This is a genomic window from Pseudoalteromonas sp. Z1A8, from assembly GCF_011378855.1.
Lineage (GTDB): Bacteria > Pseudomonadota > Gammaproteobacteria > Enterobacterales > Alteromonadaceae > Pseudoalteromonas.
This window is the reverse complement of record NZ_WTLB01000014.1, coordinates 1-16,060: the sequence shown is the minus strand read 5'-3', so window position 1 is coordinate 16,060 and position 16,060 is coordinate 1. Positions and strand designations below refer to the sequence as shown.

The 16,060-nt window shown below is 42.8% G+C and carries 12 protein-coding genes and 1 tRNA gene; all 13 read left to right on the top strand.

Translation table 11 applies throughout. The features are described from left to right. Positions 1 to 68 precede the first annotated feature (68 nt). Positions 69 to 145: transfer RNA gene (locus tag GQR55_RS07390), tRNA-Trp, on the top strand. Between the two features lie 132 nt (positions 146 to 277). After that, positions 278 to 655, top strand: a complete 378-nt coding sequence (gene secE / locus GQR55_RS07385; RefSeq protein ID WP_002958877.1) for a preprotein translocase subunit SecE — start codon at positions 278 to 280, stop codon at positions 653 to 655. A 4-nt stretch (positions 656 to 659) separates the two neighbouring features. Next, positions 660 to 1,223 (top strand): transcription termination/antitermination protein NusG, encoded by a 564-nt coding sequence (gene nusG / locus GQR55_RS07380; protein WP_166420077.1) that lies wholly within the window; start codon positions 660 to 662, stop codon positions 1,221 to 1,223. 214 nt (positions 1,224 to 1,437) lie between these two features. Further along, entirely contained in the window at positions 1,438 to 1,866 is a 429-nt protein-coding gene (gene rplK / locus GQR55_RS07375) for a 50S ribosomal protein L11 (protein WP_002958879.1), read from the top strand. Positions 1,867 to 1,869: 3 nt separating this feature from the next. Next, positions 1,870 to 2,574 (top strand): 50S ribosomal protein L1, encoded by a 705-nt coding sequence (rplA, locus tag GQR55_RS07370; RefSeq protein WP_165728276.1) that lies wholly within the window; start codon positions 1,870 to 1,872, stop codon positions 2,572 to 2,574. Between the two features lie 322 nt (positions 2,575 to 2,896). Further along, entirely contained in the window at positions 2,897 to 3,391 is a 495-nt protein-coding gene (gene rplJ, locus GQR55_RS07365) for a 50S ribosomal protein L10 (RefSeq protein ID WP_002958881.1), read from the top strand. Between the two features lie 74 nt (positions 3,392 to 3,465). After that, on the top strand, positions 3,466 to 3,828 hold the full coding sequence (gene rplL, locus GQR55_RS07360) for a 50S ribosomal protein L7/L12 (RefSeq protein ID WP_002958882.1): 363 nt from the start codon (positions 3,466 to 3,468) through the stop codon (positions 3,826 to 3,828). 271 nt (positions 3,829 to 4,099) lie between these two features. Beyond that, positions 4,100 to 8,125, top strand: a complete 4,026-nt coding sequence (gene rpoB, locus GQR55_RS07355) for a DNA-directed RNA polymerase subunit beta (RefSeq protein WP_165740515.1) — start codon at positions 4,100 to 4,102, stop codon at positions 8,123 to 8,125. Positions 8,126 to 8,229: 104 nt separating this feature from the next. Beyond that, complete coding sequence (gene rpoC, locus GQR55_RS07350; RefSeq protein ID WP_166420076.1) at positions 8,230 to 12,405, top strand: DNA-directed RNA polymerase subunit beta'; 4,176 nt, start codon at positions 8,230 to 8,232, stop codon at positions 12,403 to 12,405. Between the two features lie 194 nt (positions 12,406 to 12,599). Continuing rightward, on the top strand, positions 12,600 to 12,974 hold the full coding sequence (gene rpsL / locus GQR55_RS07345) for a 30S ribosomal protein S12 (RefSeq protein WP_008165517.1): 375 nt from the start codon (positions 12,600 to 12,602) through the stop codon (positions 12,972 to 12,974). A gap of 97 nt (positions 12,975 to 13,071) precedes the next feature. Next, entirely contained in the window at positions 13,072 to 13,542 is a 471-nt protein-coding gene (gene rpsG / locus GQR55_RS07340) for a 30S ribosomal protein S7 (RefSeq protein ID WP_010392135.1), read from the top strand. A 27-nt stretch (positions 13,543 to 13,569) separates the two neighbouring features. Then, entirely contained in the window at positions 13,570 to 15,684 is a 2,115-nt protein-coding gene (gene fusA / locus GQR55_RS07335; RefSeq protein ID WP_165728275.1) for an elongation factor G, read from the top strand. Between the two features lie 62 nt (positions 15,685 to 15,746). Next, the coding region (locus GQR55_RS07330; RefSeq protein ID WP_240916835.1) for a GTP-binding protein at positions 15,747 to 16,060 on the top strand (314 nt) is incomplete at its 3' end.

The window sequence follows — 16,060 nt, the reverse complement described above, 5'->3', positions numbered from 1 at the left end:
TTTCCAATGTGGGTATCTTTTAGGCTTGTGTAAATGCTTTGCGTAAGTATAATAGGCATCCACTTTGCAGGGGCGTAGTTCCAATTGGTAGAACAGCGGTCTCCAAAACCGATGGTTGGGAGTTCGAATCTCTCCGCCCCTGCCAGTTTTACTTGTTAGTTGAGTAGTCTGAGATTAAAAACCGGTTTAAATTAAGTCTGTTTTTAAGTTTAGATTTTAATGGATTAACCCTGCCGTAGTGTAGGGTTGTTGTGTCTGTAGTTAAGGTAATAATATTATGAGCACGAATGTAGAAACACCATCAAGTGCGATGGAGTCAGTAAAGTGGTTAGTAGCAATCGCGCTACTTGCAGGCGCAGTTGTTGGTAATCATATGTATGCAGATCAATCTGTATTACTACGTGCTATCGGCGTTGTTGTTGCAATAGCGGCCGGATTAGCAATTGCCTCGCAAACATTTAAGGGACGTAACTTTCTTGCTTTCGCTAAAGAAGCTCGGATTGAAGTACGCAAAGTTATTTGGCCAACGCGCCAAGAAACTACCCACACGACATTAATTGTAATGGTTGCAACAGTGATTATGGCACTTATCCTTTGGGGATTAGATGGCATTTTATTCCGCGCTGTAGGCTTTTTAACTGGATTGGAGATCTGATCCCATGTCGGATGAGAACGAGAACAAAGAAATTAAGTTACGTTGGTATGTAGTACAAGCCTTTTCTGGTTACGAAAAGCGTGTAGCTCAAACGTTAACTGAACACATTAAAATCGAAGGTCTTGAATCGAGCTTTGGTGAAATATTAGTACCAACTGAAGAAGTTGTTGAGATGCGCGCTGGTCAAAAGCGTAAGTCTGAGCGTAAATTCTTCCCAGGTTATGTATTAGTACAAATGGATATGAATGACGCAAGCTGGCACTTAGTGAACAGCACTGAACGCGTAATGGGCTTTATTGGCGGAACGTCTGATCGTCCTGCTCCTATCAGTCCTAAAGAAGCCGAGCGTATTCTTAACCGCCTACAAGAAAATGCTGAAGCACCTAAACCTGCTACATTATTTGAACCAGGTGAAGTTGTACGCGTTACTGATGGACCATTTGCAGATTTCAGTGGTGTAGTTGAAGAAGTTGACTACGAAAAAAGCCGCGTAAAAGTATCTGTACTTATTTTTGGTCGTTCTACGCCAGTTGAGCTTGAATTCGGTCAAGTTGAGCAAGATAGGTAATTGATTAAAAAAGCTTCGCTGATTTTTATTTAAATTTTAGTATGAAGCTTGAAAAAGGCCGCTGATTAACTTATAATCAGCGGCCTTTTTGTATTAAGGTAAAAATTTATTTTTACTGTGCAAAAAGTACGAAACCAATTTTTAAACTGGGAAGCCGTTAGAGTACGCGTCCTCGCGCGCACAAGGCTGAGACCCACCAAATGAGGTATTTATAATGGCTAAAAAAGTTGAAGCTCTAATCAAGCTACAAGTTGCCGCTGGTATGGCTAATCCTAGTCCTCCAGTAGGTCCTGCACTAGGTCAACACGGTGTAAACATCATGGAATTCTGTAAAGCGTTTAACGCACGTACAGAGTCTATCGAAAAAGGCGCTCCAGTTCCTGTAGTGATCTCTGTTTACGGTGACCGTTCATTTACGTTCGACATGAAAACGCCACCTGCTGCTTACTTACTTAAGAAAGCTGCTGGTATCAAGTCAGGCTCAGGCCGTCCTAACACTGATAAAGTAGGCACAGTAACTCGTGCTCAACTTGAAGAAATTGTTGAGACAAAACGAACTGACCTTACAGCTGCCGATATGGACGCAGCGGTTCGCACTATCGCAGGTTCTGCGCGTGCGATGGGCTTGAACGTAGAGGACTAAGAAATGGCTAAATTAACTAAACGTATGCGTACTATCCGCGAAAAAGTGGAAGTAACAAAAGATTACGAAATCAATGAAGCAGTTGCTCTTTTAAAAGAGTTAGCGACAGCTAAATTCGTAGAAAGTGTTGACGTTGCCGTTAACCTTGGTATCGATGCTCGTAAATCTGATCAAAACGTTCGTGGTGCTACTGTACTACCTAACGGTACTGGTCGTGACGTTCGTGTTGCTGTATTCACACAAGGCGCTAATGCAGAAGCTGCAAAAGAAGCCGGTGCTGAATTAGTAGGCATGGAAGATCTTGCTGAACTAGTTAAAAAAGGCGAGATGAACTTTGACGTTGTTGTTGCATCACCAGACGCTATGCGTGTTGTTGGTCAACTAGGTCAAATCTTAGGCCCACGTGGTCTAATGCCAAACCCTAAAACTGGTACTGTAACGCCTAACGTTGCAGAAGCAGTTAAAAATGCTAAAGCAGGTCAAGTACGTTACCGTAATGACAAAAATGGCATCATCCATACTACTATTGGTAAGGTTGATTTCACTGCAGAGCAATTACAACAAAACCTTGAGTCTCTAATTGTTGCGCTTAAGAAGGCTAAACCTTCTCAAGCTAAAGGTGTTTACTTGAAGAAAGTAACTATCTCTACAACAATGGGCGCAGGTGTTTCTGTTGACCAAGGCACTTTAAGCACAACTGTAGCTTAATTAGTGTTTACATGGCATGAAATTTGTACTATAATTTCGCGCCATTTTGTTGATTAATTTATTAATTGGCAAAGTAAAGAATTCGGGTTGAAGTCCATAATTTCGTTAAGCCTTCGGGGTTAACGATAAATTGGGCTTCCGTCCAAGACCGTAGGTGGCTTCGGCCTTAATATTCACCTACGTAGACGGTGTAGACCCCAGATAGATTTTTCCTAATCCTTCTGGCTCTCGCCGTAAAAAGCATCTCTACCTTGTTTGGTAGGGAAGAGTAGAACAGGGGAATCCGATAATCGGTATCCCCATTAAACCAGGAGTAACACCCATGGCTTTAAATCTTCAAGGCAAAAAAGCAATAGTTGCTGAAGTCAACGAAGCAGCCAATGGTGCTCTATCTGCAGTTGTTGCAGATTCTCGTGGTGTAACAGTTGGCGCAATCACTGCCCTTCGTAAAGAAGCTCGTGCAAATGGTGTTTGGATGAAAGTTGTCCGTAACACTTTAGCAAAACGTGCTCTTGAAGGAACAGATTTTGAGTGTCTTTCTGATTCATTTGTTGGTCCAAGCTTAATCGCTTTCTCATCAGAGCACCCAGGTGCTGCTGCGCGTATCTTTTCAGATTTCGCGAAAAAGAATGAGAAATTCGAGCTTAAAACGGCCGCTTTTGAAGGAAATGTTGTTGATGCAGCAATGCTTGCTACATTACCTACATACGATGAAGCTGTTGCACGCTTAATGAGTGCTATGAAAGAAGCGTCTGCTGGCAAATTGTGTAAAACAATTGAAGCAGTACGTGTACAGAAAGAAGAGCAAGCTGCTTAATTTTAAGCTGTTTAATCACTTTCGGTGTAAAATTTATTTGGACGTAATGTCCGTTAATTATTAGGAAATTTGTAATGTCTGTATCTAAAGACCAAATCCTTGACGCAATTGCTGAAATGTCAGTAATGGACGTTGTTGCTCTTATCGAAGCAATGGAAGAAAAATTCGGCGTAACTGCTGCAGCTGCAATGGTAGCTGGTCCAGCTGCTGAAGCTGCTGAAGAGAAAACAGAATTTGACGTAATCCTTACTGGCGCTGGCGCTAACAAGGTTTCTGCAATCAAAGCTGTTCGTAGCGCAACTGGCCTTGGCCTTAAAGAAGCGAAAGCTCTTGTTGAAGCTGCTCCTACACCTGTTAAAGAAGGTGTATCTAAAGAAGAAGCTGAAGCACTTGCAAAAGATCTTACTGAAGCTGGTGCTGAAGTTGAGGTTAAGTAATTTAGCTTTTGCTAAGTTCGCTGCCTGAGAAATCAGGCAAGGGCTGGTGATTATTTAATCACCGGCCTTTTTGCGCTATAGAGTGATGCACTCTTTTAGTTCAAATAAAATCTGATTTTATCTTTACTTTCAACGCTTTATAGTTTGCTAGTGTTAAAGTGGGATCTAATTAGAACAACAGTTAAATGTTGTAAAATCTTGGCATAGCTGCCAGTTAAGTCTGTTCTTACAAGAACAGGTCGGGTCAAAGATCAGCAAGCTGAGGAACCCCATGGCTTACTCTTATTCTGAAAAGAAACGTATCCGTAAGGATTTTGGTAAACGTCCACAAGTTTTGGATATACCTTTTTTACTGTCTACACAGTTAGAATCGTTTAAAAAATTCTTAGTGCCGGACGCTGATGGCGATCATGGTTTGGAAGCTGCCTTCCGTTCTGTGTTCCCTATTAAAAGCTACTCGGGAAATTCTGAGCTTCAATACGTAAGTTACCGTATTGGTGAGCCAGTTTTCGATGTAAAAGAATGTCAAATTCGCGGTGTGACTTATTCTGCTCCACTTCGCGTGAAACTGCGTCTTGTTGTTATGGACAAAGAAGCACCAGGCACAGTTAAAGACATTAAAGAGCAAGAAGTTTACATGGGCGAAATTCCGCTCATGACAGATACCGGTACTTTTGTAATCAATGGTACAGAGCGTGTTATCGTTTCTCAGCTACACCGTAGCCCTGGTGTATTCTTTGATAACGACCGCGGTAAAACCCATTCATCGGGTAAAGTATTATATAACGCACGCGTTATACCTTACCGTGGTTCATGGTTAGACTTCGAATTTGATGCAAAAGATAACTTATATGTACGTATTGACCGCCGTCGTAAATTACCGGCGTCTATCATCCTACGTGCACTAGATTATTCTAGCGAACAAATCCTAGATATGTTCTTCGATAACACTACGTTTGAAGTAACGAATGGTAAAGTTCTTATGGAACTTGTACCTTCGCGTTTACGTGGTGAAACTGCCGCTTTTGATATCAAGAGCGAAGACGGTGAAGTATTTGTTGAAAGCGGTCGTCGTGTTACGGCTCGCCACATCAAGAGCATCGAGAAGAAAGGCATTAAGCAATTAGAAGTACCACATGAGTACATCATTGGCCGTATTGTAGCTAAAAACTATGTTGATGAGTCAACTGGTGAAGTTATTGCAAATGCAAATGACGAGCTAACTCTAGAGCTAATGGCTGAATTGGTTAAAGCCGGTTACACTAAAATTGATACGTTATATATCAATGAAGTGGACAGCGGTGCTTACATGTCAAATACTTTGAACATTGACTCTGCAAGCAGCCGTTTAGAAGCACTAGTAGAAATTTACCGCATGATGCGCCCAGGCGAGCCACCGACGAAAGACGCGGCTGAAGCCTTATTCCAGAACTTGTTCTTCTCTGAAGAACGTTATGACTTATCTACTGTAGGTCGTATGAAGTTCAATAGCCGTGTTGGTTACGATACAGACACAGGCCCTGGTACATTAAGCAAAGAAGACATCGTGTCTGTTATGAAAGTATTAATTGCTATTCGTAACGGTCAAGGCGATGTTGATGATATCGATCACTTAGGCAACCGTCGTATACGTAGTGTTGGCGAAATGGCTGAGAACCAATTCCGTGTTGGTCTAGTACGTGTTGAACGTGCTGTACGTGAGCGTTTAAGCTTAGGTGACCTTGACGCGATAATGCCACAAGATCTTATTAACGCTAAGCCTATTTCGGCAGCAGTTAAAGAGTTCTTCGGCTCGTCTCAGTTATCACAGTTTATGGACCAAAATAACCCACTATCAGAAGTTACGCATAAACGTCGTATCTCTGCATTAGGTCCGGGCGGTCTAACTCGTGAACGCGCAGGCTTTGAAGTACGTGACGTTCACGTAACTCACTATGGTCGCGTATGTCCAATCGAGACTCCTGAGGGTCCAAACATCGGTCTAATTAACTCATTGTCTACGTACGCACGTACGAATGACTACGGTTTCTTAGAAACACCTTACCGCAAAGTGGTAGACGGTGTTGTAACTGATGAAGTTGATTATTTATCAGCCATTGAAGAAGGTCAGTTTGTTATCGCACAGGCGAACTCAAACTTAACTGAAACCAATGAGTTTGTTGATGAACTTATCCCATGTCGTCACAAAGGTGAATCTACCTTTATGGGTCGCATGGACCAGCAGTATATGGATGTATCACCACAACAGGTGATCTCTGTAGCGGCAGCACTTATCCCGTTCCTAGAACACGATGATGCTAACCGTGCATTGATGGGTTCAAACATGCAACGTCAAGCAGTACCAACATTGAAAGCGGATAAGCCGTTAGTAGGTACTGGTATTGAGTTAACACTAGCGAAAGATTCTGGTGTAACTATCGTTGCTAAACGTGGTGGTGAAGTAATGTATGCTGACGCAAGTCGCATCGTTGTAAATGTACATGAAGAAGAACGCATCCCTGGTGAAGCGGGCATCGACATCTACAACTTAACCAAATACACACGTTCTAACCAAAATACATGTATTAACCAAAAACCAACTTGTATGGTTGGCGAACCGGTTACTCGTGGTGACGTGTTAGCAGATGGTCCTTCGACTGACTTAGGTGACTTAGCCCTTGGTCAAAACCTTCGCGTGGCATTCATGCCATGGAACGGTTACAACTTCGAAGATTCAATCTTGTTATCAGAGCGCGTAGTTGAAGAAGATCGTCTAACGACTATCCATATTCAAGAGCTACAGTGTGTTGCCCGTGATACTAAATTAGGTCCAGAAGAGATCACAGCAGATATCCCGAACGTGGGCGAATCTGCACTAGGCAAGCTTGATGAATCAGGCGTTGTATATATTGGTGCTGAAGTTAAAGGCGGCGATATCCTAGTAGGTAAAGTGACTCCTAAAGGCGAAACACAGCTTACACCTGAAGAGAAGCTACTGCGTGCTATCTTCGGCGAAAAAGCGTCTGACGTTAAAGACAGCTCTTTACGTGTACCAAATTCTGTAACTGGTACTGTAATTGACGTGCAAGTTTTCACCCGTGATGGTGTTGAAAAAGATAAACGCGCGTTAGAAGTTGAAGACATGCAGCTTCGCGAAGCGAAGAAAGACTTCAACGAAGAGTTCCGTATTTTAGAAGCAGGCGTTTTAGACCGTGCACGTAAGCTACTTATAGCTGCTGGTTTTGATGAAGATAAACTTGCATCTCTAAATGCTGAAAAAGTACTTACGCAAAGCCTTGCTGAAGAAGACAAGCAAGCTGAGCTTGAGCAACTAGCTGCACAATACGATGAGCTTAAAGCTGAATACGATAAGAAGTTTGAAAACAAACGTCGTAAAATTACCCAAGGTGATGACTTAGCACCAGGCGTACTTAAGATTGTTAAAGTATACCTAGCTGTTAAACGTCGTATCCAACCGGGTGATAAAATGGCGGGTCGTCATGGTAACAAAGGTGTTATCTCGACTATCGTACCAGTAGAAGATATGCCTTACGATGACAAAGGTCGTACGGTAGATATCGTATTGAATCCGCTAGGTGTACCATCGCGTATGAACATCGGTCAGATCCTTGAAACACATATGGGTCTTGCTGCACGTGGTATCGGTGAACGTATTGAAGAGATGATGAAAGAACAACGTGAGCTTCATGAGCTACGTGACTTCATCAAGCAAGCATACGAAATTGGCGAATCTCGCCAAGTTGTAGATATTGCTAGCTTCACTGATGACGAAATTCGTCGTCTAGCTGAAAACTTAAAAGGTGGTTTACCAATAGCTACTCCTGCATTTGATGGCGCGAAAGAAAGCGAAATCAAAGACATGCTTGAGCTTGCGGGCTATCCTCGTAGTGGTCAGGTTACACTTTATGATGGCCGTACTGGCGATCAGTTTGAACGTCAAGTAACTGTTGGTTACATGTACATGCTTAAATTGAATCACTTAGTTGATGATAAAATGCATGCACGTTCTACTGGTTCTTACAGCCTTGTTACTCAGCAGCCGCTGGGTGGTAAAGCACAGTTCGGTGGCCAGCGTTTTGGTGAGATGGAAGTATGGGCACTTGAAGCTTACGGTGCTGCTTACACTCTACAAGAAATGCTAACAGTGAAATCGGATGACGTGAACGGTCGTACTAAGATGTATAAAAACATCGTTGATGGTAACCATAAAATGGAACCAGGTATGCCAGAATCGTTCAACGTATTGTTGAAAGAAATCCGCTCACTGGGTATCAACATCGAGTTGGAAGAAAATTAAGCCAATTAGATGCTGCAGTTAACGCTGCAGCATCTGTTACGGCTGAATAGAATGTAGGGACGAAATTATCCGTCCTCAAGATTAACTCCGACAGGAGAGCTAAGGTGAAAGACTTACTTAAGTTTCTGAAGCAACAAAATAAGACCGAAGAATTCGATGCAATTCGCATTGGTCTTGCTTCACCAGACATGGTTCGTTCATGGTCATTCGGTGAAGTAAAGAAACCTGAGACTATTAACTACCGTACTTTCAAGCCTGAGCGCGATGGCTTATTCTGTGCCCGTATTTTCGGCCCAGTGAAAGATTATGAGTGTTTATGTGGTAAATATAAACGCCTTAAACACCGTGGTGTGATCTGTGAAAAGTGTGGCGTTGAAGTAACACTCACTAAAGTGCGACGCGATCGTATGGGTCATATCGACCTTGCGAGCCCAGTTGCACATATATGGTTTTTAAAATCATTACCGTCACGTATTGGCTTAATGCTAGATATGACGCTTCGTGATATTGAACGTGTTCTTTACTTCGAATCATTCGTAGTAACTGAGCCTGGTATGACAACGCTTGAGCGTGGTCAGCTATTAGGTGAAGAAGAATACTTAGATTCACTAGAAGAGCATGGTGATGAGTTTGAAGCTAAGATGGGTGCTGAAGCAGTTTTAGACTTGCTTCGTGAACTCGATCTTGCTCAATTAATTGCTGAGATGCGTGAAGAGTTACCAACAATTAACTCTGAAACTAAGCGTAAAAAAATCACTAAACGTCTTAAGTTAATGGAATCGTTCCACCAATCAGGTAATAACCCTGAGTGGATGATCATGACAGTACTTCCAGTATTGCCGCCTGATCTACGCCCATTAGTACCACTAGACGGTGGTCGTTTTGCGACATCTGATCTAAATGACCTTTACCGTCGTGTTATTAACCGTAATAACCGTCTTAAGCGTCTACTAGATTTAGCAGCACCAGACATTATTGTACGCAACGAAAAACGTATGTTACAAGAAGCGGTAGATGCGCTACTTGATAACGGTCGTCGTGGTCGTGCAATTACAGGTTCTAACAAACGTCCTCTTAAATCTCTTGCTGATATGATCAAGGGTAAGCAAGGTCGTTTCCGTCAGAATCTACTTGGTAAGCGTGTAGATTATTCAGGCCGTTCTGTAATCACAGTTGGTCCTACACTTAAGCTTCACCAATGTGGTCTTCCTAAGAAGATGGCACTAGAGCTATTCAAACCATTCATCTATGGCAAACTAGAACGTCGCGGCATGGCTACGACAATCAAAGCTGCTAAGAAGATGGTTGAACGTGAAGTTCCGGAAGTATGGGATGTACTTGACGAAGTAATTCGTGAACATCCAGTATTACTTAACCGTGCACCAACACTTCACCGTTTGGGTATCCAAGCGTTTGAGCCTGTGCTTATCGAAGGTAAAGCGATTCATTTGCATCCATTAGTATGTGCGGCGTACAACGCCGATTTCGATGGTGACCAAATGGCGGTACACGTACCGTTAACAATCGAAGCGCAGCTTGAAGCTCGTGCATTGATGATGTCAACAAACAACATTCTATCTCCTGCGAATGGTGAGCCAATCATCGTTCCTTCACAGGATGTTGTATTGGGTCTTTATTATATGACTCGTGACCGCATTAACGCTAAAGGCGAAGGCGCGATATTTAAAGATCCAAAAGAAGCAGAAAAAGCATACCGCAGTGGCAATGCAGACCTTCACGCAATCGTGAAAGTACGTATTAGTCAATCAGTTAAAAACGAAGACGGCGTAGTAGAAGACACTATCACTGTTATCGATACAACTGTTGGTCGTGCAATTCTGTCTCTAATTTTACCTAAAGGCATGCCGTTTGCGTCAATCAACCAGCCGCTAGGTAAAAAGCAGATTTCTGGCTTATTGAATGAGTGTTACCGTCGTCTAGGTCTTAAAGATACAGTTATCTTTGCTGACCAAGTTATGTACACCGGTTTCCATTATGCAATGAAGTCAGGTGTTTCTATCGGTATTGATGACTTAGTTATCCCACCGGTTAAAGCACAGATAATTGAATCAGCTGAAGCTGAAGTTACTGAAATCAACCAACAATTCCAATCAGGTCTTGTAACGGCTGGTGAAAAGTACAACAAAGTTATCGATATCTGGTCACGTGTAAACGAAAACTTATCACGTGAGATGATGTCTAACTTGTCGAAAGACACAGTTATCAATGCACAAGGTGAAGAAGTAGAGCAACCGTCATTTAACTCAGTGTTTATGATGGCCGACTCAGGCGCTCGTGGTAGTGCTGCACAGATTCGTCAGTTGGCGGGTATGCGTGGTCTAATGGCACGTCCAGATGGTTCAATCATCGAGACGCCAATCACAGCTAACTTCCGTGAAGGTCTAAACGTACTTCAGTACTTCATCTCAACGCATGGTGCGCGTAAAGGTCTTGCCGATACAGCACTTAAAACAGCTAACTCGGGTTACCTAACGCGTCGTCTAGTAGACGTTGCACAAGATTTGGTAATCAATGAAGATGACTGTGGCACAAAAGATGGCTTAACAATGAAACCGCTTATTGAAGGTGGTGATGTTGTAGAACCACTTCGTGAACGTGTTCTAGGTCGTGTTGTTGCTGAAGATATTGTAATTCCAGGTACTAATACAGTGCTTGTTGAACGTAATATCATGCTAGACGAAAAACTGTGTGATCTTTTAGAAGAGCATTCAGTAGATGAAGTTCGTGTACGTTCTGTTATCACTTGTGATAATGACTTTGGTGTTTGTGCTAACTGTTATGGTCGTGACCTAGCACGTGGTCATATCATCAACGCTGGTGAATCAGTGGGTGTTATCGCGGCACAGTCAATCGGTGAGCCGGGTACACAGTTAACAATGCGTACCTTCCACATCGGTGGTGCGGCATCTAGAGCGTCTGCAGAAAATAATGTACAAGTTAAAACTAACGGTACATTAAAACTTCATAACTCTAAGTACGTACTTAACACAGACGGTAAGATTGTTATTACTTCTCGTTCTACGGAAATTACTATCATTGATAGTTATGGTCGTGAGAAAGAGCGCTATAAAGTACCTTACGGTGCGGTATTAACAGTGCAAGACAATACGGAAGTTCAAGGTAACGATATCGTTGCTACTTGGGACCCGCATAGTCACCCAATCGTTCTTGAGCATAAGTCAAAAGTATCGTTCAGCGATATCGATGATTCAAATACTGAAGCACAGACTGATGAACTAACTGGTTTAACCCGTGTAGTTGTTAAAGATCTTGCTAAAGTAAATACGAAAGAACCAAAGCTTATCATCGAAAGTGAAGAGCGCGGTCTGCAAGAAACACGTCTTCCTTCATTCACTACGATTGAAGTTATTGACGGCGTTACAGCAAACCCAGGTGACGTGTTAGCACGTATTCCACAAGAAGGTTCGAAAACTCGTGATATCACGGGTGGTCTACCACGCGTAGCCGACTTATTTGAAGCTCGTAAGCCAAAAGAACCAGCTATATTAGCTGAGATCACAGGTACTATTAGCTTCGGTAAAGAGACTAAAGGTAAGAAGCGTTTAGTTATTACTCCAGCTGAAGGTGATCATTACGAAGAAATGATTCCTAAGTGGCGTCAACTTAACGTGTTTGAAGGTGAGCAAGTGTCTAAAGGTGAAGTTATCGCCGATGGTCCTGAATCACCGCATGACATCTTACGCCTACGTGGTGTGACTCATGTTGCTAACTACATCGTTAACGAAGTGCAAGAGGTTTACCGTTTGCAAGGCGTTAAGATCAATGACAAGCACATTGAAACAATTATCCGTCAGATGATTCGTAAATGTACCATCATACACGGCGGTGATACTGACTTCTTAGCCGGTGAACAAATCGAAGTGGCGCGCGTTAATATCGCAAACCGTGACCTTGAAAAACAAGGTAAGATACCAGCTAAGTATGAAATCCAGTTAATGGGTATCACAAAAGCATCACTAGCAACAGAATCTTTCATCTCTGCAGCGTCTTTCCAAGAGACAACACGTGTTCTTACAGATGCGGCAGTGAATGGTAAGAGCGATGAGCTTCGCGGTCTTAAAGAAAACGTAATTGTGGGTCGTTTGATCCCAGCCGGTACCGGTTTTGCGTATCATCAAGAACGTATGGCTCGCCGTAAACAAAGCAAAGTAGTAGTAGAAGAGCAAACAGTAAGTGCAGAAGAGGCAACTCAAGCACTTACAGACGCTCTAAATGCTGATTTGTCTGGAAATCAATAAACTGTTCTTAATCAATAGATTAAGTAATCGTGAGACAGTTATATGCTGTCTTACGGTTAGTTTAGGTTGACAGGTTAAACTTTGCTCATTAAAATTCCGCCACCCATTTACTTGTGTGCTCAATGCAGGCTCGTAAATAAAGGGCGGATTTTTTATTTTTTTCAGTAGTAATTTTAATTTCAGGAGCTATTTAAATGGCAACTATTAACCAGCTAGTGCGTAAGCCACGCCGTAGCAAGGTTACGAAAAGTAACTCAGCTGCACTAAAAGCGTGTCCGCAAAAGCGCGGTGTATGTACTCGCGTATATACAACTACACCTAAGAAACCTAACTCGGCGTTACGTAAAGTAGCACGTGTACGTTTAACTAACGGTTTCGAAGTAACTTCATACATTGGCGGTGAAGGTCATAACCTTCAAGAGCATAGTGTAATCCTAATCCGTGGTGGTCGTGTTAAAGATTTACCAGGTGTGCGTTTTCACACTGTTCGTGGTGCACTTGACTGTGCAGGCGTTAGCGATCGTCGTCAAGCTCGTTCTAAATACGGTACAAAACGCCCTAAAGGCTAATTGTATTCCGTTAGTAAGGCCAAGCACTAAATATATATAATTATTGTTTTGGGTGATTGACTCGAAAGAGCAAACCTGAATAAACCGGAGATACAAAATGCCTAGAAGACGCGTAATCGGTCAACGTAAAATTCTTCCAGATCCTAAGTTCGGATCGGAACTTCTTGCTAAATTCGTTAACATCGTAATGTTAGACGGCAAGAAATCTACTGCTGAAAAAATTGTTTATGGTGCGCTAGACGTGGCTGCTGAGAAATCAGGCAAGTCGCACCTAGAAATCTTTGAAACTGCACTTGATAACATCCGCCCACAGGTAGAAGTTAAATCTCGCCGTGTTGGTGGTTCAACTTATCAAGTACCAGTTGAAGTACGTCCAGTTCGTCGTAACGCATTAGGTATGCGTTGGTTAGTAGACGCTGCACGTAAGCGTGGCGAAAAATCTATGGGCTTACGTTTAGCTCAAGAAATCGTTGACGCTGCTGACAACAAAGGCACTGCGGTTAAGAAACGTGAAGACGTTCACCGTATGGCTGAAGCGAATAAAGCATTCGCTCATTACCGTTGGTAATCTGTCTTTAACCTTTAAGAGGATCATATGGCACGTACAACTCCACTTGAGCGCTATCGTAATATAGGTATTGTTGCTCACGTAGATGCAGGCAAAACCACCACAACAGAACGTGTTCTGTTCTACACAGGTCTTTCTCATAAGATCGGTGAAGTACATGATGGCGCTGCAACTATGGATTGGATGGAGCAGGAACAAGAGCGTGGTATCACAATCACTTCTGCTGCAACAACGTGTTTTTGGAAAGGGATGGACGCTCAATTTGACGCCCATCGTATCAATATTATTGATACTCCAGGACACGTAGATTTCACTATCGAAGTAGAGCGTTCTTTACGTGTACTAGATGGTGCGGTAGTTGTTCTTTGTGCTTCATCTGGTGTACAGCCGCAAACTGAGACAGTTTGGCGTCAAGCGAACAAATACGAAGTTCCGAGAATGATCTTCGTAAATAAAATGGATCGCACGGGCGCTGACTTCTTAGCTGTGGTTAGTCAGGTGAAATCTCGTCTTGGAGCAACGCCTGTTCCAATTCAGTTGCCTGTAGGCGCTGAGGACGACTTTAAAGGTGTTATTGACCTCATAAAAATGAAAATGATTAACTGGAACGAAGCGGACCAGGGTATGACTTTTTCATATGAGGCAATACCGGCAGAACTTCTGGAATTAGCTGAAGAATGGCGCTCTCATTTAGTTGAAAGCGCTGCTGAAGCAACAGAAGAACTAATGGATAAATACTTAGAAGGTGAAGAGTTAAGTGAAGCAGAAATTAAAAATGCTTTACGTCAACGAACATTAGCTAATGAGATTGTTCCAGTTACTTGTGGTAGCGCATTTAAAAACAAAGGCGTTCAAGCTGTGCTTGATGGCGTTGTTGAATATATGCCGTCGCCAGAGCAAGTGAAACAAATCCAAGGTATCTTAGAAAATGGTACTGAGGAAGAACGTCCTGCTAATGATAAAGCGCCGTTTGCTGCACTCGCTTTTAAGATTGCTACAGACCCGTTTGTTGGAACCTTGACCTTTTTCCGTGTTTACTCTGGTACTGTTAAACAGGGTGACACGGTATATAATCCAGTAAAAAGTAAGCGTGAGCGACTTGGCCGTATCGTACAGATGCATTCAAACTCTCGTGAAGAGATCAAAGAAGTTTTCGCAGGCGATATCGCGGCAGCTATTGGTCTTAAAGACGTAACAACAGGTGAAACACTGTGTGATCCGAATTCTATTATTACGCTTGAGCGTATGGAATTCCCTGAACCAGTAATCTCTATTGCGGTTGAGCCTCGCACTATAGCTGACCAAGATAAGATGGGTATCGCACTAGGTAAACTAGCTGCTGAAGACCCTTCTTTTCGCGTACAAACTGACGAAGAATCAGGCCAGGTTATAATCTCTGGCATGGGTGAGCTTCACCTAGATATCATCGTCGACCGTATGAAACGTGAATTCAGTGTTGAATGTAACGTTGGTAAGCCGCAGGTCTCATACCGAGAAGCTATTCGTTCAACTGTTAAGGTTGAAGGGAAGTTTATACGTCAGTCAGGTGGTCGTGGTCAATATGGTCACGTTTGGCTTAAACTTGAACCGATGGACATTACGGATGATGAGTCACCAATTTACGAGTTCGTTAACGAAACCGTAGGTGGTTCTGTTCCTAAAGAGTTCGTTCCTGCGGTAGACAAAGGTATCCAAGAGCAAATGTCTCAAGGTGTACTGGCAGGCTACCCATTACTTGGCGTTAAAGCGACTTTATATGATGGTTCATTCCATGATGTAGATTCGAATGAAATGGCATTTAAAATAGCAGGTTCATTGGCGATGAGAGATGGGGCGCGTAAAGCTGACCCTGTACTTTTAGAGCCAGTAATGAAGGTTGAAGTACTCACTCCTGATTCAAATATGGGTGATGTAGTTGGCGACTTAAATCGTCGCCGCGGCATAATCGAAGGCATGGAAGATGCATTAGGTGGACTTAAGCAAATTAATGCGCAAGTTCCTCTTTCTGAAATGTTTGGTTATGCGACTGCTTTACGATCTGCAACACAAGGCCGTGCCTCATACTCTATGGAGTTTGTAAAGTACGCTGAAGCCTCTAAAAATGTTGCAGATACAATAATTTCAGCTCGCGCTGTTATATAATTTTAGCTTGTCTGGCTCAATAGTGAGTCAGGCTTTAATTTCTTTATTAGGAATTTTTTAAGATGGCAAAAGAAAAGTTTGAACGCGTAAAACCGCACGTAAACGTTGGTACAATCGGCCACGTTGACCACGGTAAAACTACACTAACTGCAGCAATCACTAACGTACTTGCAAAAGTATACGGCGGTGTTGCTAAAGATTTCGCATCAATCGACAACGCTCCTGAAGAGCGCGAACGTGGTATCACTATTTCAACGTCTCACGTTGAATACGATACTCCTTCACGTCACTATGCACACGTAGATTGTCCTGGTCACGCCGATTATGTTAAAAACATGATCACTGGTGCTGCTCAAATGGACGGCGCGATCTTAGT